Here is a 19,129-nt window from a genome sequence, read left to right as displayed (position 1 = left end):
TTTGTTTGGAACGACACCTAGCGGCAATACTCGCAGCTGACATTGTTGACTATAGCGCGTTGTCAGTACTGACGAGCAAGCCACTTTGCACGCTAACAAGGGTCACTTTAGAGCGCTGGAGCCGCATATCGGATTGAATGGCGGGCGCCTGTTCAAAAAGACCGGTGACGGTTTTTTGCATAGTTTTCTTCGGTTTTGGATGCGGTGGCGTGTGCGGAAACGATGCAGCGTCAGATGGTTGAGCGGAACGCGGCACGCGGGCAAATCCCGGAGGTTCAATTTCGTATGGGAATTCACGCGGGTGATGTTTTTGATGACAACGGTGATGTTCTTGGTGACGGCGTCAACATCGCGGCCCGGCTGGAAGGTCTGGCTCCTCCCGTAGGCATTATCGTTTCAATGGGGGTATACGAAGACGTCATAGGTAAGGTGGATATTGCGTTCGCAGAAATAGGATCGCAATACCTGAAGAATATCGCGCGCACTGTGACAGCCTACTCTGTTCAGACTTCATTCGTCACCACGCGCCCAGCAGCTCAATCTCGCCCTGACAAACCTCCAGTGGCCGTATTGGCGTTTGAAAATCTGCCGTCTGACGCAGAGCAGGACTATTTCGCAGAAGGTATTACCGAAGACATTATTACCAGCTTGTCCAGAGTGCCCTGGACATTCGTAGTCGCCCGAAACTCTTCTTTTTCTTACAAAGGGCTTTCTGTTGATGTGCGTCGTATAGGCCGTGAACTTGGTGTCCGCCACGTGCTGGAGGGTTCTGATTGTGGAGTTGGTAACCGGTTGGGTGTGACTGGAAAGCTGATTGGCGCGCAAACCGGATCGCATGACTGGGCGGATCGATACGATGGCAAGCGCGACGATGTTTTTGACCTCCAGGGTCAAATTTCTGAGAACGTTGTAGCTTCAATTGCACCAAGCATAAGACAGGTTAAGATCGATCTCGTTCTGCCCACAAGCGCCCGTATATGCTAGGAGCATATGATCACTTCCTGCGAGCACAGGCAGCGACCTACAGGTTCAGCTCCACTGAGGCGGACGACCATGAGAACGGCGGTGAGAAAGCCTGCCACAGTAGCGGCGGGATGACCCTGCTGCGGGCGCGAATAAGTCGTCCAGCTTTGCCCTTTCTTTTGACGGAGGGAGGGAGGATCTTCACCGTGGATTTGTATCGTAAAGTTCGTTTGCCGTGTGCTGAGGGCATGAGTCAGCGATAAGCGGCTTCGGATGGCAAATATGCCAAGGGCCACCTTTGGCTGGAAGCACCCGGAGATGTGCCACCTTTTGAAGATGCGGTCTGGTTGCGGGGGCATGATGGACAGTCCATTGGAATCTTCCCCTCTCATGATATGGTGATTTTGCGATTGGGATTGACACCGTCTCGGCTGGGTTACTCACCCTTGCCACTGGCCAAGGAACTGATTTCCGCCACTGGGGGCTAGGGTACCAGTGTGCTGATACCAATTGGCCGCGACAAACAAATCACGCATGACGGACAGGTATTTCGACAGATACATCCTCGATCAGGACACAGGGTCGCAGGAGAGTGTCTTGCAAGTTGTGAGCATTTAGTATACCGCGGCATACAAAATTAAGGCGCTGGTTTATTACCTGCCAGCGCACCAGCTAAATGGTCGGAACCGTCATGAGCCTATATACAGAATACCTGAACGAGATCGAGACGCGCAAAGAGCAAGGTTTGCACCCCAAACCCATTGAAGACGGTGCGCTGCTTCAGGAAGTCATTGAACAAATCAAAGATGTGGACAACGTTCACCGCGCCGAGTCTTTGTCCTATTTCATCTATAACACGCTGCCGGGTACAACCAGCGCAGCTGGTGAAAAGGCGCGGTTACTGAAAGAGATCATACTGGGTGAAGCCTCGGTCGAAGAAATCTCGCAGGCCTTCGCGTTCGAGTTGTTGTCACATATGAAAGGCGGCCCCTCGGTCGAGGTTCTGCTGGATCTGGCGCTGGGCGATGATGCGTCGATCGCAAGTCAGGCGGCAGAGGTGCTGAGAACGCAGGTGTTCCTGTATGATGCGGATACCCAGCGCCTCAAGTCTGCTTTTGAGGCCGGAAACGTGATCGCAAAGGACATTCTGGAAAGCTATGCCAAGGCCGAGTTCTTTACCCGGCTGCCTGACATCGAAGAGGAAATCAAGGTTGTGACCTATGTCGCGGCCGAAGGAGACATTTCCACCGACCTTCTGTCGCCCGGTAATCAGGCGCATTCTCGTGCGGATCGGGAACTGCATGGAAAATGCATGATCACACCGGCGGCACAGGCCGAGATTCAGGATTTGCAGAAACAACACCCGGACAAACGTGTCATGCTGGTCGCCGAAAAAGGGACAATGGGCGTCGGGTCGTCGCGCATGTCCGGCGTCAACAACGTCGCCTTGTGGACCGGAACGCAAGCCAGCCCTTATGTTCCCTTTGTGAACATCGCACCAGTTGTCGCGGGAACAAACGGAATCTCACCGATCTTTCTGACCACCGTTGGCGTGACCGGAGGTATCGGCATTGACCTGAAGAACTGGGTCAAAAAGCTGGATGACGACGGCAACCCGATCCTGAACAACGACGAAAGTCCTGTCCTTGAACAGAAATACTCGGTCGAGACCGGAACCGTTCTGACCATCAACACAAAGGACAAGAAGCTTTACAACGAAGCAGGCGATAAAGAGCTTGTCGATGTATCGTCGTCCTTCACGCCGCAAAAGGTCGAATTCATCAAGGCTGGCGGCTCTTACGCTATTGTCTTTGGCAAGAAGCTGCAGACCTTTGCGGCGGAAACCCTTGGTGTTGCGCTGGAATCTGCATTTGCTCCGTCCAAGGAAATCTCGCACGAGGGACAGGGCCTGACAGCTGTCGAGAAGATCTTCAACAAAAACGCGGTTGGCGTGGCTGACGAAAAGGTCCTGCACGCGGGCTCGGATGCTCGGGTGAAGGTCAATATCGTTGGGTCGCAAGACACCACCGGCCTGATGACCGCGCAGGAGCTGGAAGCTATGGCGGCAACCGTGATCTCGCCCATCGTTGATGGCGCATATCAGTCCGGGTGCCACACAGCGTCAGTTTGGGACGCAAAGGCGCAGGCGAACATACCCAAACTGATGAAGTTCATGAACAGCTTTGGCCTGATCACTGCGCGTGATCCCAAGGGTGTTTACCATTCGATGACAGACGTAATCCACAAGGTGCTGAACGACATCACCGTGGATGACTGGGCCATCATCATTGGCGGCGACTCCCACACCCGCATGTCCAAGGGCGTAGCGTTTGGAGCGGATTCGGGCACCGTTGCACTGGCGCTGGCCACCGGTGAAGCCACGATGCCGATCCCTGAATCGGTGAAGGTGACCTTCAAGGGCCAGATGGCAGACCATATGGATTTCCGCGACGTGGTTCACGCCACCCAGTCGCAGATGTTGAAGACATTCGGTGACAACGTCTTCCAGGGCCGGATCATCGAAGTTCATATCGGCACCTTGCTGGCGGATCAGGCGTTCACATTCACCGACTGGACGGCCGAGATGAAGGCCAAGGCTTCGATCTGTATTTCCGAAGATGACACGCTGATTGAATCTCTGGAAATCGCCAAAGGCCGCATCCAGATCATGATCGACAAGGGTATGGAAAACGAAGCCCAGACGCTGCAAGGTCTGATCGACAAGGCGAATGCGCGGATCGCGGAGATCAGGTCGGGTGAAAAGCCGGCCCTGAAACCCGATGAAAACGCCAAGTATTTTGCAGAGCTCGTCGTTGATCTGGATGAGATCGACGAACCGATGATAGCCGACCCGGATGTGAACAACGCTGACGTATCAAAGCGTTACACGCACGACACTATCCGCCCGGTTTCCTACTACAAGGGTGAAAAGAAGGTTGATCTGGGCTTTGTCGGGTCGTGCATGGTGCACAAGGGCGATCTGATTATCGTCTCGCAGATGCTTAAGAACCTTGAAGAGGAACAGGGCACTGTCGAATTCAAGGCCCCGCTGGTTGTCGCAGCACCGACCTACAACATCATCGATGAGCTGAAAGAAGAAGGCGAGTGGAGCATTCTTCAGAAATACTCGGGCTTTGAATTCGACGATCTGTTTCCGAAAAACAAGGCACGCACGGAATATGAAAATATCCTGTACCTTGAGCGGCCCGGCTGTAACCTTTGCATGGGGAACCAGGAAAAGGCTGCAAAAGGCGATACCGTTCTGGCGACATCCACACGCCTGTTCCAGGGTCGTGTTGTCGAAGACTCCGATGAGAAAAAGGGTGAGTCCCTGCTTGCGTCGACACCGGTTGTCGTGCTCTCGGCCATTTTAGGCCGCACCCCAACTGCCGAGGAATACAAGTCGGCAGTAAAGGGGATCGATTTGACCAAGTTCGCGCCGCCGATGGAAAAGCCCGCGACCGCGAAATCGGCTCACTTCTGAAGACGTTTTGATCCTTGTAAGCCCGGCCGCCAATAAATGGTGGCCGGGCTTTTCCAACTGAGTGACACACCCCGCCCTTCAACACCACGTCTTTGAAAGGATGGGTTAAGCCGCTAACAGAGCCGCTCAGGTTCCGTTTCGGTGGACCCTGTCAAAGAATGGGTAAAGGGCCGCGGGTCTTGGTCTGGCGAAGCACAAAGTTGCTGCGGGTGTCGCGGACCAGCCCTGATTTTAACAGGCGCTGCATGATGAAGACCTCAAGATCCTCAGGGTTTTTGGCGTAAACCTTCAGGATAAAGTCGTGATCCCCGGTGATCGAGGCGCACTCGACGATTTGCGGCTCGGTCTCGACCAGACGAAGAAACGCCGAGATGCTGTTCTCCTGATGGTCCTTCAGCGCGACGTGGACATAGGCAATGGCATTCAGGCCGACTGCCTTGGCAGAAACCTGCGCGCGATACCCTGAAACCACCCCGGACGATTCTAGGTCACGGACGCGGCGCCAACATTGCGAGGCCGACAACCCGGTCCGGTCGGCCAGTTCCTGCATGGACAGGCGTCCACTGGCCTGAAGCTCTCGCAAAATATCAATGTCGGCAGGGTGAAGCATTTGGCCCGCAAATGGCAATATCTCGGAGTGTTTCGTTCATAATATGGGCGATACTCAGAATATCAAAACAAATTCTCCATGTGAGTTGAGGTATCCTGATCTCATGCAGGAGGATGCTGATGCCCAAATCGACCAAATATGTCGCCAAACTGGCGGATGAATATGGCCACATTACCTACACAGACGAAGAGAATGCGGTCTGGGCTGATCTTTACGCGGCACAGGAAGAAAACGTACGGCGCTATATGGCGCCGGAATACCTAAGCGGTTTGGCGCGGCTGGACCTACCGAAGACAAAAGTGCCTTCTTGTGCAGATATTTCTAAACGGTTGCTGGACCTGACCGGTTGGCGGGTGCAGCCGGTTCCGGCGCTGATCGGATTCAAGACGTTTTTCGGGATGCTGGCGGATCGGGTTTTTCCGGCCGCCTCTTTCATCCGCTCCCGGGAAGATTTCGACTATATAGAAGAGCCGGATATCTTTCATGAGATATTCGGACATACACCGTTGTTAAGTGATCCGCGTTTTGCCGCGTTCAGCCACGCCATCGGGCTAGCCGGAAAGCAGGCAGATGACGCGGATTATGCCTGGTTGATCAGGCTCTACTGGTTTTCGATCGAGTTTGGCCTGCGCCGCCAGAACGGTCAGATCAAGGCGCTGGGTTCAGGGTTGGCGTCGTCGCCAACAGAACTGGTCTATGCCGTGACCAGCGACATACCCGATCGTGACCCATTTGACGTTCTTACGATTCTGCGAACACCCTACCGGATCGACATGCACCAGATGGGGTATTTTGTTCTGGATGACCCTGAAGAGTTGTTTGAGGCCGCCGAACGGGACCTGCTGGCAGATGTTCGTCGTGCGCGCCGCCTCGGGCTGTTGCCGAACAAGTTTCCCGAAAAGGTAACCGCCGCCCAGTAGCGGGGGCTGCGTCTTTTCAAGGGTCAAGGTTTTTGTACATATAGGTTGTGGGCTCGAATTTTGGTTCAAATGGGTTCCGGCAGTAATTCGGTATTTCCCCCGCGATCTGAAACCCGAGGCTTTGATAAAGCAGCCGCGAGGGATCGGTGCTGCGCGTATCAAGTACTAGCACCGTGCGCCCCACCTCTCGCGCCCGAAGAACAAGCGCATTCATCAGGGATCGGCCTAACCCCCGCCGTCTGGCGTTGGGGTGGACCAGAAGTTTCGCCACGTCGGCGCGGTGGGGTTGGTTGGGCATTGCCGCCGGGATCAGTTGGACGGTGCCTGCAATGCGGGGACCGTCATTCGAAACGAACAAGTCCAGTTTACCTGACCTAAGACCGGGCTGTACGTATTGTTGCCAGTACGCACGCGCATCATTCAGGGTAAACGGAAGTATGAAACCTATGCTGGCCCCATCGTGAACACAGGCATGCAGGATTTCTGCCAGGTCGTCCAGCGCCGCGTCAAAATCGTTATCGGTCAGGCGCGTGATCATATAAGCACCAGCAGGTAACGTGCGCCACGCGACGCCCCTGTTTCAAACCGGGTCGGTCCTGACAGATGATAGCGCAGGCAATCTCCGGCGTTCAGCGCGTGGGGTGTTCCATCGACCGTCAGGGTAAGCGCTCCGTCCACTAAGATCAGATGATGCTCTTGCCCCGATTTAGTTGGCACTTCGTAGGTAATGACCCTGTCCCGGGGAAGGTGGCATTCCAGAACCTCGGCGTTCAATCCATTTGCGGGTGGTGAAACAGCACGGCGGGTGAAGCCGGTTTCAGGGTCGCGCCACTCGGTCTGGTGTTCGAATGGAACCTTGGGGTCAAAGCTGTCTTCAACCATCATCAGCAGGCGTGAGATCGGCAGATCGTATGCAGCACACAGACGGCCTAGGTTGTCGGCTGTTGGGCTGACATCCCCTTTTTCCATACGGGACAAGGTGGCGCGGCTGATCCTGCTGCGTTCGGCAAGGTAATCCAAAGACCAACCGCGCCCGCGGCGCAGCTCGCTCAGGCGATTGGCAAGGCGGTTTGACAGGGTGTCAGGCATTACACCATCGTGAAAAAATTTCTCATATATGAGAAAGTACATTAACAAATATCACATATCAACGAAAAAGGATGCGAACAATCCGCATCCTTTTCAATAAGTCAGCGCTAAGAAAGATTACTTCCAGCCAACTTCGTTAAAGATCTTCTGCGCTTCGGGGATGTTCTTTGCAACGTCTGAAAGGTTCACGTCGTCGGCCTTGAATTCACCCAGCGCCTTGACCGACTCGGCCAGTTCGACATTTGGAACAGCCGGGAACTCGTCATTGCCCGCCGAGAAGTATTTCTGCGCCTGATCGCTGGCCAGATACTCAAGGAACAGGATCGCGTTTTCCTTGTTGGGTGCGTGCGCGGCGACCCCACCACCGGATAGATTCATATGCGCGCCATAGCTGTTCTGGTTCGGGAAGACCCAGTCGATCATGTCGCGGTCTGAGGACAAGCCTTTGACGTCTGTGCGAATGGAACGCGCGAAATAGTAGGTGTTCGAAACCGCGATTTCACACTCGCCCGAAACGATGCCGCGCAACTGGTCGGTGTCACCGCCCTGCGGGTCACGCGCCATGTTGGCGACAACACCCTCGGCCCAGGACTTGGCGGCCTCAGTGCCTTCGTGTGTGATGATCGACGCCAGCAGGGTCTGGTTGTAGGTGTTGGTCGAAGACCGGATACAAACCATTCCCTTGTATTCCGGTTTGGCCAGATCAGCGTAGGTGGCCGGCGGGTTGGTCACGTTTTCCTTGTCGAAAAAGATGATCCGACCGCGTTGCGAGAAACCAAACCACTGATTGTCGCTGTCCTGCAGGTTGGCTGGAATGCGCTCTTCCAGTTTTGCGCTGTCGATCGATTGCAGGATACCTGCGTTCTTGGCTCGTGCCAGGCGCGACGTGTCCACGGTCAGCATCACGTCGGCAGGTGAGTTTGCGCCTTCCGCTTCCATCCGGGCAATCAGTTCATCCGCTTTGCCTTCGATCCTGTTAATCTTGATGCCAGTTGCGTCTTCAAAGTCGGTATACAGCCGTTCGTCGGTGTCATAGTGGCGCGACGAATAAAGGTTCAGCTCGCCTTCGGCGGCGGCAGATGTTGCGATCAGAGCCGACAGCGCGGCGGCCAGGCAGGTCGTGGATTTCAGCATAGTGTGCCTCAACAATTGAATTTCGGGCCGGTCATTAATCCGACTGATTTTCTCAATTATATGATTCTGGGCGGGATGCAAGTAAATCCGACTGATTTACTCGGTCAAAAGGTCGCGACCGTACTGTCGAATTTCCTGAAAACAACCAAACCTTCGACCAGTGTATCGAGGAACAAAAAAACCGCACCCGAAGGTGCGGTTTCTTTAAGCAGTGATGTGCAGTTCTTAGCCCTGACGCGCTTTGAACTTGCGCTGCGTCTTGTTGATCACGTAGACGCGGCCTTTGCGACGCACAATCCGGCAGTCACGGTGCCGGTTCTTGAGCGAGCGGAGCGAGTTCCTGACCTTCATGGTCTGTCTCCAATCTGCGGCGCCTTCATCAAGGACGTGGCCAGCGCCTGGGTTACTCGGGTGTCCCGGAGAACCGGAACAGTGAAATCATGGTGGGCGGTACAAGGATCGAACTTGTGACCCCTTCGATGTCAACGAAGTGCTCTACCGCTGAGCTAACCGCCCACTTTCCCTTTGCGTGCCTTGCCCCATAACGAAATGGGGCGCGGATCCCCGCGCCGGTAGCGGGTCTATAAAAGGAGTCGCAAATGGGTTCAAGGGGTTTGGAAGAACAATTTTTCCGGTCTATGTTGATTACGAGCACGGAGGGATCATGCAAAGCGCAGCCTATGTATTGGATATGCCCGAAAACCGCACCTCGTGCGTGGTTTTTTCATCGCCTCACAGCGGGCGGGAGTATCCTGAGGCTTTTCTGAACCGGTCCGTATTGAACCGGAGCGTGATTCGATCCTCAGAAGACGCCTTTGTTGATCAGTTGTTCGCGCCCGCCGCGGAAAACGGTGCCCCTTTGATCAAGGCGGCCATGCCACGCGCCTATCTGGATTTGAACCGCAGTCTGGATGAACTTGACCCGGCCTTGATCAGCGGTGCCCGCAGGCTCGGGCATAATCCAAGGGTCGCGTCAGGGCTCGGGGTGATTCCCCGCGTGGTAGCCAACGGTCGGGCAATTTATCGCGGCAAACTCACCATGGACGAAGCGCGGCTGCGCATCGACACTTATTGGCGCCCTTATCATGCGCGGTTGAAATCCCTGCTGGCCGAATCACACGAGATGTTCGGACAGGCAATTCTGGTGGACTGCCACTCGATGCCGCACGAGGCGGTGGCCATGGCAGGCACTGCGCGCGGAAGGCGGCCCGAGATCGTGTTGGGCGACCGGTTTGGCGCGTCCGCATCCTCTGAGGTTGTGGACCTCATTGAAGCGGCTTTTGCGGCAGCGGGTCTCAACGTGGCACGCAATGCGCCTTTTGCCGGGGCATATGTGACACAAACCTATGGTCGTCCCGGTCGCCAGCAGCACGCTGTTCAGATCGAGATCGATCGCGCTTTGTACATGGACGAAGAAAAAATCGCGCCCAATGCCAATTTCATGGCGTTCTCGAAGCTGCTCAGGCAGGTGGTCCGGGAGATTTCCAGCCTGGGTGCGAGCCCAGAGCGTCTGGCGGCGGAATAATATCAGCGCAGCGCACGGCCCTTCATGATTGCTTCGGCCCCGAACCGCTGGCGAATCTCGTCCGTGGCCCGTTCGGCCTTTGATCTGCGGGCAGCATCCGGATCCAGCAGGTCGCCGGAAATATCCGCCTGATCCGCCGGGCAAAGGTCAGACAAACCACAGCCCAACAACCGATACGGCCCCTGATCGACAACCTGATCGAACAGGCCCCGGGCCGTGCGGTAAATCCGGTCGGCAATCTGTGTCGCATCCCGCAAGGACACGCGCCGCGTCAGGATCTTGTGATTGGCTTTCTTCAGTTTCAACGTGACAACCCGACCTGCCAGATCCTTTGCCTTGGCGCGGTCCGACACTTTCAGGGCCATGCGCCACAAATGGCCGTCCAGAATATCAAGGCTCGACGTGTCTTCGAAAAATGTCGTCTCGTTGCTGATGGATTTCATCGGCTCATGCGCAGATACGCGTCGCTTGTCCTGACCCCGGGCCAAGTGCCACAGGCGATATCCCATCGAACCGAACCGTGCGGTAAGTGCCTCCTGATCCCAACGCAGCAAATCACTGAAAGTTCTGATCCCGGCCTGGTCCAGCGCTTCCTGCGCAGCCGGGCCAATGCCCCAGATCAACCTTACGGGTTTGTCACTCAGAAACTCTGCCGTTTCCGCCTTGCCAATCACTGAAAATCCGCGCGGTTTGTCGAGGTCCGATGCGACCTTGGCCAAAAACTTGTTGTGACTTAACCCGATTGAGCCGGTGACACCGATTTCATCCTTCATGCGCTTGACCAGACGCGCCAGCATGACGGCCGGTGGCGCGCCATGCAAACGTTCGGTTCCCGACAGGTCCATGAAGGCTTCGTCCAGCGACAGGGGTTCGACCACGGGTGTCAATTCATCCATCATGGCGCGGATGTCGCGCGACACCTGGGCGTAGACGGACATGCGCGGCTTGATCACGACGGCTTCGGGGCAGAGTTGCAACGCCTTGAACATGGGCATGGCCGACCGGACACCGCGAATACGGGCAACGTAGCAGGCAGTTGAAACAACGCCGCGCTTGCCGCCGCCAATGATAACCGGTTTGTCCGCCAGTTCAGGGTTGTCACGTTTCTCCACCGAGGCATAGAAGGCGTCACAATCCATATGGGCAATCGACAGGTCAAACAGTTCCGAGTGAGTCTTTACCCGCGGACTGCCACAGGCAGTACAGCGTTGTTCGTTTGACAATGTGGTCAGGCAATCTCGGCAAAGACCGGGCATCTGCGTCCTCATGCGTTCCGCAGTTGGCTTGGAAGTTCTTTATATCACCTGTGATCCTGGATCAAAGGCCCTGCTGGCATGGGATGATTTGAAAAGAAGACCCCCCGCACATCGCGGGGGGAAGTAACGAACCTCAGGAAGAAGCGGTTCGTAGGGGAGTATTTCCCCTTCAGAATCCCTGAAAATCATTAGTTTCGATAGGATGAAGGTTGTGCCGAGAAAACTCGGGTTTTGAATGTGTGTTTTCTGGCACAGAGACGATTTGGCGCGGTTTCGTCAAAAAGTGACCTTAGGTCAACTTGTTGCGCGGAAAATCCAACGCAAAACCCACCTGAAATGACCAGGTGGTCTTAGCACACCTTGAGAGAATTTAATTCGGAAAGAACGGCCTCAGCAGCGGCCTTTGGGTCTTTTGCCTGATAAATCGGGCGGCCAACAACGATGTGATCTGCGCCATCCTGAATGGCGCTTGCCGGGGTGGCTACACGTTTCTGATCACCAAGCGCTGCGCCAGCCGGGCGCACACCAGGGGTTACAATCAGACGCCCTTCAGCCTGTGGCAGAGCACGGATCAGGGCGGCTTCCTGCGGGCTGGCGATAACGCCATCAGCTCCGGCTTCAAAGGCTTTGGCCGCGCGTTCGACAACCAAGTCCTGCACATCGCCGGATTTCAGAAGACTTGCGTCCAAATCGTCGCGGTTCAGCGAGGTCAGGATAGTCACGGCGAGGATCTTCAGGTCTTTACCCGCAGCACCTTCTTTGGCAGCGCGCACCACATGAGGGTCACCATGCACGGTCAGAAAATCCAGATCGAATTGCGCCAACCCCCGAACGGCATTTTCTACAGTATTGCCAATGTCGAACAATTTCATGTCCAGGAAGATGCGCTTGCCGTGGTCCTGTTTCAGCTCGTTGGCCAATGCCAACCCGCCACCGGTCAGCATACCCAGCCCGATTTTGTAGAAAGAAACGCTGTCCCCCAAACGTTCAGCCATGGCCAACCCTTGCAGAGCGTTGGGGACATCAAGGGCTACGATCAGGCGGTCATCTGACATGGGGGCGCTCCTTTTTGGCAAACGTCTGCGTCCTAGCGGCTTCGGGCCGCTCTGTCCATCTGCTAAGCCGCGCAGGCAGCTTCAATTCGTGTTATCGTGCTCTGTATTGATAACTTGAATTCAAAATAAGGGGTAAAAAATGAATAAGCTGGTTCTGCTGGGCGCGTTGATTGCACTGGCCGCGTGTAATGACACGCCACCCGAAACACCGGACACAGGGGCTGCACCAGTGCCGACCAATGACGATTTGCGTTTGGTTGGTGGTTACAGGTCTGAGGGTGATTGGTGTCAACTTACTGGTGAAACGGCGTTTACCGGCAATTTCCTGGACCATACCGCAGATCTGGTCTCTTGCCCGACGGGAAGTGCGGCAGCCCAAACTTTGGTGAATGATCTGGGTGCCGTTCAGGTCGCCGAGACTGGTGGTTATACAGTCTATACCATCCAGCGCGAATAGGTCGATTTCTGTGTTTTAGCCTCTTGAACCACCGAAGATATTTCCCAGATTGAATGTGAGGCTTCGACCGATATGTGCTGCCAGGCGGGCATGTCAAAACGGGGCGCTTGGAAAAGGAGAATATCATGGACTTGAACAAGTTCACCGAGCGGGCACGGGGATTCGTGCAGGCTGCGCAGACCATTGCGCTGCGCGAGGGGCACCAGAGGCTGGAGCCCACGCATATACTCAAAGCACTGATGGATGACGATCAGGGGTTGGCCAGCAACCTGATCACACGCGCGGGCGGCGCGCCGAGCCGCGTGGTTGAGGCGCTGGACACTGCGATGGGGAAAATCCCCAAGGTCAGCGGTGACGCGAGCCAGATTTACATGGATGGCCAGACTGCCAAAGTCCTGGACGAGGCCGCAAAGATAGCCTCAAAGGCAGGCGACAGTTTCGTGCCGGTTGAACGTGTTCTGATGGCGCTGTGCATGGTGAAGTCCAAGGCCAAGGATGCATTGGACGCCGGAGCCGTATCAGCGCAAAAACTGAACGAAGCGATTAACGACATCCGCAAGGGTCGCACCGCTGACAGCGCGTCGGCGGAAGAAGGCTATGACGCGCTCAAGAAATACGCGCGCGACCTGACCGAGGCTGCGGCCGAAGGCAAAATTGATCCGATCATCGGTCGGGATGAGGAAATCCGCCGCTCGATGCAGGTTCTGTCGCGTCGCACCAAGAACAACCCGGTTCTGATTGGTGAACCTGGCGTCGGTAAGACCGCGATTGCCGAGGGTATGGCCCTGCGTATCATCAACGGCGATGTGCCGGAATCGCTGAAGGACAAGAAGCTGCTTGCGCTCGATATGGGTGCGCTGATCGCCGGTGCGAAATATCGCGGTGAATTCGAAGAACGCCTCAAGGCCGTTCTGACCGAGGTGACTGAAGCTGCGGGTGAAATCATCCTGTTCATCGACGAAATGCATACGCTGGTCGGTGCCGGGAAATCTGATGGTGCAATGGATGCGGCCAACCTGATCAAGCCTGCGCTTGCCCGCGGCGAGCTGCATTGTATCGGTGCGACCACGCTGGACGAGTACCGCAAATACGTGGAAAAAGACGCAGCCCTTGCGCGCCGGTTCCAGCCTGTAATGGTGCAGGAGCCGACGGTCGAAGATACGATCAGCATCCTGCGCGGCATCAAGGAAAAGTACGAACTGCACCACGGTGTGCGCATCTCGGATTCAGCGCTTGTTTCAGCGGCGACCCTGTCGCACCGCTATATAACTGACCGCTTTCTGCCCGACAAAGCGATCGACCTTGTCGACGAGGCCGCATCGCGTTTGCGGATGGAGGTCGACAGCAAGCCCGAAGAACTCGATCAACTCGACCGGAACATCCTCCAGATGCAGATCGAGGAAGAGGCACTGAAGCTTGAAGATGACGCGGCCTCGAAAGATCGTCTGGAAACCTTGCAAAAGGACCTGGCCGATTTGCAGGAACGATCCGCCGAGATGACAGCGCAATGGCAGGCCGAACGCGACAAGCTGGCGGGTGCCCGTGACCTGAAGGAACAGCTCGACAAGGCGCGCGCTGATCTTGAGATCGCCAAGCGTGAAGGCAACCTGGCCAAAGCGGGGGAACTGTCCTATGGCGTCATCCCCGAGCTTGAGAAAAAGCTGACCGAGGCCGAGAACGCCGAAAGCAATGGTATGATGGCCGAGGAAACGGTGCGCCCTGAACAGATTGCTTCTGTCGTGGAACGCTGGACCGGTATCCCGACCTCGAAAATGCTGGAAGGTGAGCGCGAGAAGCTGTTGCGGATGGAAGACGCTCTGCATTCCCGCGTGATTGGTCAGGATGCAGCGGTGACTGCTGTCGCCAACGCCGTGCGCCGTGCGCGAGCGGGTCTGAATGACGAAGGCCGCCCACTGGGATCGTTCCTGTTCCTCGGACCGACCGGCGTGGGTAAGACCGAGCTGACCAAGGCCGTGGCGAACTTCCTGTTCGACGACGACAACGCGATGGTGCGCATCGACATGTCCGAGTTCATGGAGAAACACGCGGTTGCCCGTCTGATCGGTGCCCCTCCGGGCTATGTCGGTTATGACGAAGGCGGTGTGCTGACCGAAGCCGTGCGGCGCAGGCCCTATCAGGTCGTGCTGTTTGACGAGGTCGAAAAGGCGCACCCGGATGTGTTCAACGTGCTGTTGCAGGTTCTGGATGACGGTGTGCTGACCGATGGTCAGGGCCGCACCGTGGACTTCAAGCAGACGCTGATCATTCTGACGTCGAACCTCGGCTCTCAGGCGCTCAGCCAGTTGCCCGATGGCGCGGACAGCGCGCAGGCCCGCCGTGACGTGATGGATGCGGTGCGGGCACATTTCCGGCCCGAGTTCCTGAACCGTCTGGACGAAACGATCATCTTTGACCGGCTCAAGCGGGCCGATATGGATGGCATCGTCGATATCCAGATGGCGCGTCTGCAAAAACGCTTGGCGGCCCGCAAGATCGAGCTGGCCCTGGACGATGGCGCCAAGGAATGGCTGGCCAACGAAGGCTATGACCCTGTCTTCGGAGCCCGCCCGCTGAAACGCGTGATTCAACGCGCCCTGCAGAACCCGCTGGCCGAAGCGCTGCTGGCCGGTGATATCAAGGATGGTGAGGTCGTTCCGGTCACCGCCGGGGCAGATGGCTTGATCATCGGTGACCGGTTGGGGACGTCGGAACGGCCCCGCCCGGATGACGCAGTGGTGCATTGACTTAGGCACAAACGGAAGACCCGCCGTATTGGCGGGTCTTTATTTGTCTGAATCTACGTTCTCCGACGCGCCAAAATTCCCCGGCTTGTCCGGGATGGTGGGCCTGCGGGAAATGAGTGCTCACATTCGCATTCGAAGCCAGCTTTGTGCAATAGTCCCAGAATTTCTTCTCTGCCGAATGTGCGATGGCGCCATTGCAGCCAGATGATCGCATTGCACCAATGCGGCTTTGACACCACCAGATACAAACGACCACTAGGGCGCATCAAATCGTGAATCTGCTCAAGTGCGCACAAAGGATCGAGGCAATGTTCGATGACATGCGCAGCCAGTGCCACATCAGCGGGTTCCAGAACGACAGACCCTAACAAGCCCTGCACAAGTCTTGGCTCGACACCCCGCGCCTGTAACGCGCTTTGACCCTGTTTCAACATGGCTTGACTGGGTTCGAGAAGGGTTACTTCGACGGGTGACCCATGAACAGCGACCCAGGCTTCTGCAAACGAGGCGGTTCCGGCACCGATATCAACAACCCGATTGTTATGCTCTGGCGCGAGCTGACTTGCTGACAGAAAACCAAGATACGCATCGTAATAACCAAGAGCACGCATCTTATCCCGCCATTTTGGTGCAGCGGTATCATAGCGCCGTGTGGTATCAGATTTGGTCTTGCCCATTGGCTGGCTTTTTCTCAGTGCCTACCACTCATGGAATGCGCAGAAGGAAACTGGCCCACTGAAGAAAGCGGGCCAGTTTCGCCGTACGTCAGTTAGGTCAGATCAGCGCAAGTATCCGCGCCGGACCTCCGGTACCGCCAGCGTGTTTCGGTGCGCCAATAACAAGTGTCGCGCCCGTCGCGGGTACCCGGTCCAGATTGGCCAGGCATTCGATCCCGAACCGGCCAGAAGGCAACCAGGCATAATGGGTGGCGAAATCCGCAGACATGCCGTGATCCAGTGACAAGGTGTCAACGGCAATTGACCGCGCCCCGGTTTCCTCCATCAGCATCTGCGCAGCTTCAACGTGAAAGCCTGGGTAATGCTGCGCTTCGCCGTCGAAATTGCGGAACTTATCCGTAGCGGTTTTGCCTGCCCATCCCGAGTGCATGGCGACGCAGGCCCCGTCGGGGATGTCACCGTTGGTGGCTATCCAGGCTTTCAGGTCATCAGGGGTTAAACGCGTATCGGCGTCTTCTGCTGCGCGGGCTGCGATATCGACCACGCAAAGTGGTGCAACCAGATCTGAGACCGGGATTTCATCGACTGAAGCTCCATCCGCAGAAAAGTGCAGTGGGGCATCTATATGCGTGCCCGTATGCTCATTAATCGACAAATTGAACAGATTGAATCCGTGTTCCGCGAAATTGAATGCCTGTTCAGCCGAGATGCCCGGCTCTCCGCCCCAGGTCGGGAACTCCGGGCTGAGCGTGTGGGTCATGTCTTGGACACCGCCATGCCCCGCGGCCAGTGCGGCCGGTGCCATTGCTCCGGTTGCGGCAGCCGCAACACCCGATGCCGCAGCAGCTTTGAAGAACCCGCGCCGGGACAGCATCCTGTCTTTTACGGCGTTCATTACACAGATATCACACATTTTTGTCCTCCCATTGCGGCCACGAGGCTGCAAAAACAGGCCCGCCACACTGTTGATCGCGTATGGTGCCTGTCGGACAGAGTGCAGTTTTAGACCCGCAGTTGTAAAGACTGCAGGCAGGCTACCCGGCTGTAATTCTCCTTTCAGAGCCAGCTCTGAGTAAAACGTATATGCCCGGCGTAATGTTCGAGCACCGCGAGTTGGCTCAGGTCGTGACGACCGTCGAAAACGGGCAAAGCGCGGCACAGTCCGCCTGTCTGGGCCTGTCGCCAACCGGAACGTTACAATCACGTCGCTCAAACGTGACGCCTGTTTCCATGGGTCTGTGCTATCAGCACCCTAAATATGTAATGACAAACGAATATGACGGAGACCCAGATGGCGCATCGCTGGACCAATACATTGACACATGCCAACGTCACCCCACGGGCGGCGTTCCTGAACCGGCGGCAGGTCATGGCCGGGATGGCGGGTGTTGGTTTGGCGGCAATGGGTCGACCAGCTGCGGCGCAGGATGCGCTGGAGCCGAACACGTGGGAAGAGATCACGAGTTACAACAACTACTATGAGTTCGGGACCGGAAAAGATGATCCGGCGAAATATGCACATACGCTGGTGACCGAACCCTGGAGCGTCAAGATTGACGGTCTGGTCGATCGTCCCGGTGAGTATGATTTCAAGGACATCCTGTCCGAGATGACGATCGAAGAACGCATCTATCGCTTCCGTTGCGTTGAAGCCTGGTCGATGGTCATTCCATGGAACGGGTTCGAATTGGCCGATCTTCTGAACATGGCAGGGATTAAAGAGGGCGCGAAATACGTGGCGTTCGAAACGGCCCACCGCCCGGATGAGATGCCGGGAACACGCTATCCAATTCTGGAATGGCCCTATCGCGAGGGTTTGCGCCTGGATGAGGCGATGCATCCGCTTACGATCATGGCCACTGGTATCTATAACAAGCCGATCCCAAATCAGAACGGCGCGCCTTTGCGTCTGGTCGTGCCGTGGAAATACGGGTTTAAATCGATCAAGTCGATTGTCCGCATCACGCTTGCTGAAGAAGAGCCGCCCACCAGTTGGAATATGGCCAATTCGCGAGAATACGGGTTTTATAGCAATGTAAACCCGAACGTGGATCATCCGCGCTGGTCACAAGCCTCTGAACGTGAAATCGGCGGCGGCTTGTTTGCCTCGCGTAAACCGACGCTGATGTTCAACGGTTATGAAGAAGAAGTCGCCAGCCTTTATGAAGGTATGGATCTGGCCAGGAATTACTAGAATCATGCAAGCCATCAATCAGACACTCCGGCGTATTCCGGTATGGGCTGTTTATTTGATGGGGGTGCTGCCTGCGCCCTGGCTGTTCTATCTTGGCCTGACTGGCGGTTTGGGGATCGAACCGATTGAGGCGCTGGAGCACCGCTATGGCGAACTGGCGTTACAATTGCTGATTGCCGGCCTGGCCATCACATCCTTGCGCCGATTTGTGGGCTTGAACCTGATGAAGTTCCGTCGGGCCATTGGCGTGCTGACTTTTGTATATGTCAGCCTGCATCTCCTTGTCTGGCTGGTTCTGGACGTACAGCTTCCCAGCCAGATTTGGGCGGATATTCTCAAGCGTCCTTATATTACAGTTGGAATGGGGGCGTTTCTTTTGCTGTTGCCTCTGACGGTAACATCCAACAACTGGTCGGTGCGCCATCTGGGGCCGCGTTGGCGCAGGCTGCATTGGCTGGTGTACCCGGCCGCTTTGCTGGGCGGCCTGCATTATGTGATGCTGGCAAAAGGGTTTCAGATCGAGCCGCTGATCTATTTGGCAGCTATCGTCATCCTTCTTACCCTCCGGTTGCCGATTCCAAGCCTGTCACTCCAGTCCAACACAGCAGATTCTGCCTGACTCGGAAGCGAGTCTGCGAGTAACATTGTGAACAAGGCGATAAAGTGCGGAACCCCGTCTGTGTTTCCGACGATTTTGGCGCGCCTCCGCTTGATAGGGACCCGCTAACAATTTGAAAATAAATAATTAATTTTGCAATCTGCATTTTCTATAGTTTTTGTTCATTTTCCGCTTGCGGGTTGGAAGTCTAATCCGTAAATACCCCTTCACCGGCGCAGCTGAGGTTGGCCTGACGGACTGGAAAGACGGTTGAGACGCACCGGAGAGACGGTGGGCATCTGAGGTTGAGGGTTAGGCGGTTGCGCTAAGGGATTGGCGTTACGGTCTGGTTTTTGGCTCTGGGTGTGTGTTCTTTGACATTGATGGATAACTGAAGAGATATGTGGGCGGTTTGGTTCGTTT

General features: G+C 56.0%; 17 protein-coding genes and 1 tRNA gene. 8 read left to right on the top strand and 10 right to left on the bottom strand.

The window, feature by feature from the left end; translation table 11 throughout:
• The first annotated feature begins 222 nt into the window (after positions 1 to 222).
• Together AC2FNC_RS14215 and AC2FNC_RS14210 are read left to right on the top strand one after the other, a co-directional pair.
• Positions 223 to 984, top strand: a complete 762-nt coding sequence (locus tag AC2FNC_RS14215) for an adenylate/guanylate cyclase domain-containing protein (protein WP_496715670.1) — start codon at positions 223 to 225, stop codon at positions 982 to 984.
• A 670-nt stretch (positions 985 to 1,654) separates the two neighbouring features.
• Entirely contained in the window at positions 1,655 to 4,447 is a 2,793-nt protein-coding gene (locus AC2FNC_RS14210) for a bifunctional aconitate hydratase 2/2-methylisocitrate dehydratase (protein ID WP_496715669.1), read from the top strand.
• A gap of 151 nt (positions 4,448 to 4,598) precedes the next feature.
• On the opposite strand, the gene AC2FNC_RS14205 is transcribed toward AC2FNC_RS14210, so the two are convergent.
• The gene (locus AC2FNC_RS14205; RefSeq protein WP_496715668.1) at positions 4,599 to 5,057 is read right to left on the bottom strand and encodes an Lrp/AsnC family transcriptional regulator; all 459 of its coding nucleotides are present in this window, start codon (positions 5,055 to 5,057) and stop codon (positions 4,599 to 4,601) included.
• A 119-nt stretch (positions 5,058 to 5,176) separates the two neighbouring features.
• Here AC2FNC_RS14205 and AC2FNC_RS14200 point away from each other — a divergent pair, with 119 nt between their 5' ends.
• A complete protein-coding gene (locus tag AC2FNC_RS14200; RefSeq protein ID WP_480521185.1) occupies positions 5,177 to 5,977 on the top strand; it encodes a phenylalanine 4-monooxygenase in 801 nt (266 codons plus the stop codon).
• Positions 5,978 to 5,993: 16 nt separating this feature from the next.
• On the opposite strand, the gene AC2FNC_RS14195 is transcribed toward AC2FNC_RS14200, so the two are convergent.
• From AC2FNC_RS14195 to AC2FNC_RS14175, 5 genes are all read right to left on the bottom strand, one after another.
• Positions 5,994 to 6,515, bottom strand: coding sequence for a GNAT family N-acetyltransferase (locus tag AC2FNC_RS14195; protein WP_480521183.1), 522 nt, complete (start codon positions 6,513 to 6,515; stop codon positions 5,994 to 5,996).
• Positions 6,512 to 7,066, bottom strand: coding sequence for a helix-turn-helix domain-containing protein (locus tag AC2FNC_RS14190; RefSeq protein ID WP_480521181.1), 555 nt, complete (start codon positions 7,064 to 7,066; stop codon positions 6,512 to 6,514). Before AC2FNC_RS14190 ends, AC2FNC_RS14195 begins: the two co-directional genes overlap by 4 nt.
• 117 nt (positions 7,067 to 7,183) lie before the next feature.
• Positions 7,184 to 8,200, bottom strand: a complete 1,017-nt coding sequence (locus AC2FNC_RS14185) for a Fe(3+) ABC transporter substrate-binding protein (RefSeq protein ID WP_496715665.1) — start codon at positions 8,198 to 8,200, stop codon at positions 7,184 to 7,186.
• A 225-nt stretch (positions 8,201 to 8,425) separates the two neighbouring features.
• Entirely contained in the window at positions 8,426 to 8,551 is a 126-nt protein-coding gene (gene ykgO, locus AC2FNC_RS14180; protein WP_085868787.1) for a type B 50S ribosomal protein L36, read from the bottom strand.
• A 90-nt stretch (positions 8,552 to 8,641) separates the two neighbouring features.
• Positions 8,642 to 8,716 (bottom strand) — tRNA-Val (locus AC2FNC_RS14175).
• 148 nt (positions 8,717 to 8,864) lie between these two features.
• On the opposite strand from AC2FNC_RS14175, the gene AC2FNC_RS14170 reads away from it, so the two are divergent.
• Positions 8,865 to 9,725, top strand: coding sequence for an N-formylglutamate amidohydrolase (locus tag AC2FNC_RS14170; protein WP_496715664.1), 861 nt, complete (start codon positions 8,865 to 8,867; stop codon positions 9,723 to 9,725).
• A 2-nt stretch (positions 9,726 to 9,727) separates the two neighbouring features.
• On the opposite strand, the gene AC2FNC_RS14165 is transcribed toward AC2FNC_RS14170, so the two are convergent.
• Both AC2FNC_RS14165 and pyrF read right to left on the bottom strand, forming a co-directional pair.
• Complete coding sequence (locus tag AC2FNC_RS14165) at positions 9,728 to 10,981, bottom strand: DNA polymerase IV (RefSeq protein WP_480555932.1); 1,254 nt, start codon at positions 10,979 to 10,981, stop codon at positions 9,728 to 9,730.
• 350 nt (positions 10,982 to 11,331) lie between these two features.
• Positions 11,332 to 12,036, bottom strand: coding sequence for an orotidine-5'-phosphate decarboxylase (pyrF, locus tag AC2FNC_RS14160; RefSeq protein ID WP_480474867.1), 705 nt, complete (start codon positions 12,034 to 12,036; stop codon positions 11,332 to 11,334).
• Between the two features lie 139 nt (positions 12,037 to 12,175).
• On the opposite strand from pyrF, the gene AC2FNC_RS14155 reads away from it, so the two are divergent.
• On the top strand, positions 12,176 to 12,493 hold the full coding sequence (locus tag AC2FNC_RS14155) for a hypothetical protein (protein WP_480521174.1): 318 nt from the start codon (positions 12,176 to 12,178) through the stop codon (positions 12,491 to 12,493).
• A gap of 125 nt (positions 12,494 to 12,618) precedes the next feature.
• Positions 12,619 to 15,237: an ATP-dependent chaperone ClpB gene (gene clpB / locus AC2FNC_RS14150; protein WP_480555931.1), complete on the top strand. Its 2,619-nt coding sequence runs from the start codon at positions 12,619 to 12,621 to the stop codon at positions 15,235 to 15,237.
• Positions 15,238 to 15,290: 53 nt separating this feature from the next.
• On the opposite strand, the gene AC2FNC_RS14145 is transcribed toward clpB, so the two are convergent.
• Both AC2FNC_RS14145 and AC2FNC_RS14140 read right to left on the bottom strand, forming a co-directional pair.
• The gene (locus tag AC2FNC_RS14145; RefSeq protein WP_480474869.1) at positions 15,291 to 15,914 is read right to left on the bottom strand and encodes a class I SAM-dependent methyltransferase; all 624 of its coding nucleotides are present in this window, start codon (positions 15,912 to 15,914) and stop codon (positions 15,291 to 15,293) included.
• Positions 15,915 to 16,011: 97 nt separating this feature from the next.
• Positions 16,012 to 16,827 carry a cyclase family protein gene (locus AC2FNC_RS14140; RefSeq protein WP_480555930.1) on the bottom strand — a complete coding sequence of 272 codons (816 nt, stop codon included), beginning with the start codon at positions 16,825 to 16,827 and terminating at the stop codon, positions 16,012 to 16,014.
• Positions 16,828 to 17,205: 378 nt separating this feature from the next.
• Here AC2FNC_RS14140 and msrP point away from each other — a divergent pair, with 378 nt between their 5' ends.
• Together msrP and msrQ are read left to right on the top strand one after the other, a co-directional pair.
• Positions 17,206 to 18,108, top strand: a complete 903-nt coding sequence (gene msrP / locus AC2FNC_RS14135) for a protein-methionine-sulfoxide reductase catalytic subunit MsrP (RefSeq protein ID WP_480521216.1) — start codon at positions 17,206 to 17,208, stop codon at positions 18,106 to 18,108.
• A gap of 4 nt (positions 18,109 to 18,112) precedes the next feature.
• A complete protein-coding gene (msrQ, locus tag AC2FNC_RS14130; protein ID WP_480494588.1) occupies positions 18,113 to 18,727 on the top strand; it encodes a protein-methionine-sulfoxide reductase heme-binding subunit MsrQ in 615 nt (204 codons plus the stop codon).
• Positions 18,728 to 19,129: the final 402 nt, after the last annotated feature.

This window comes from Ruegeria sp. BHSA123 (genome assembly GCF_059613425.1).
This window is presented reverse-complemented; position numbering and strand designations above follow the sequence as displayed.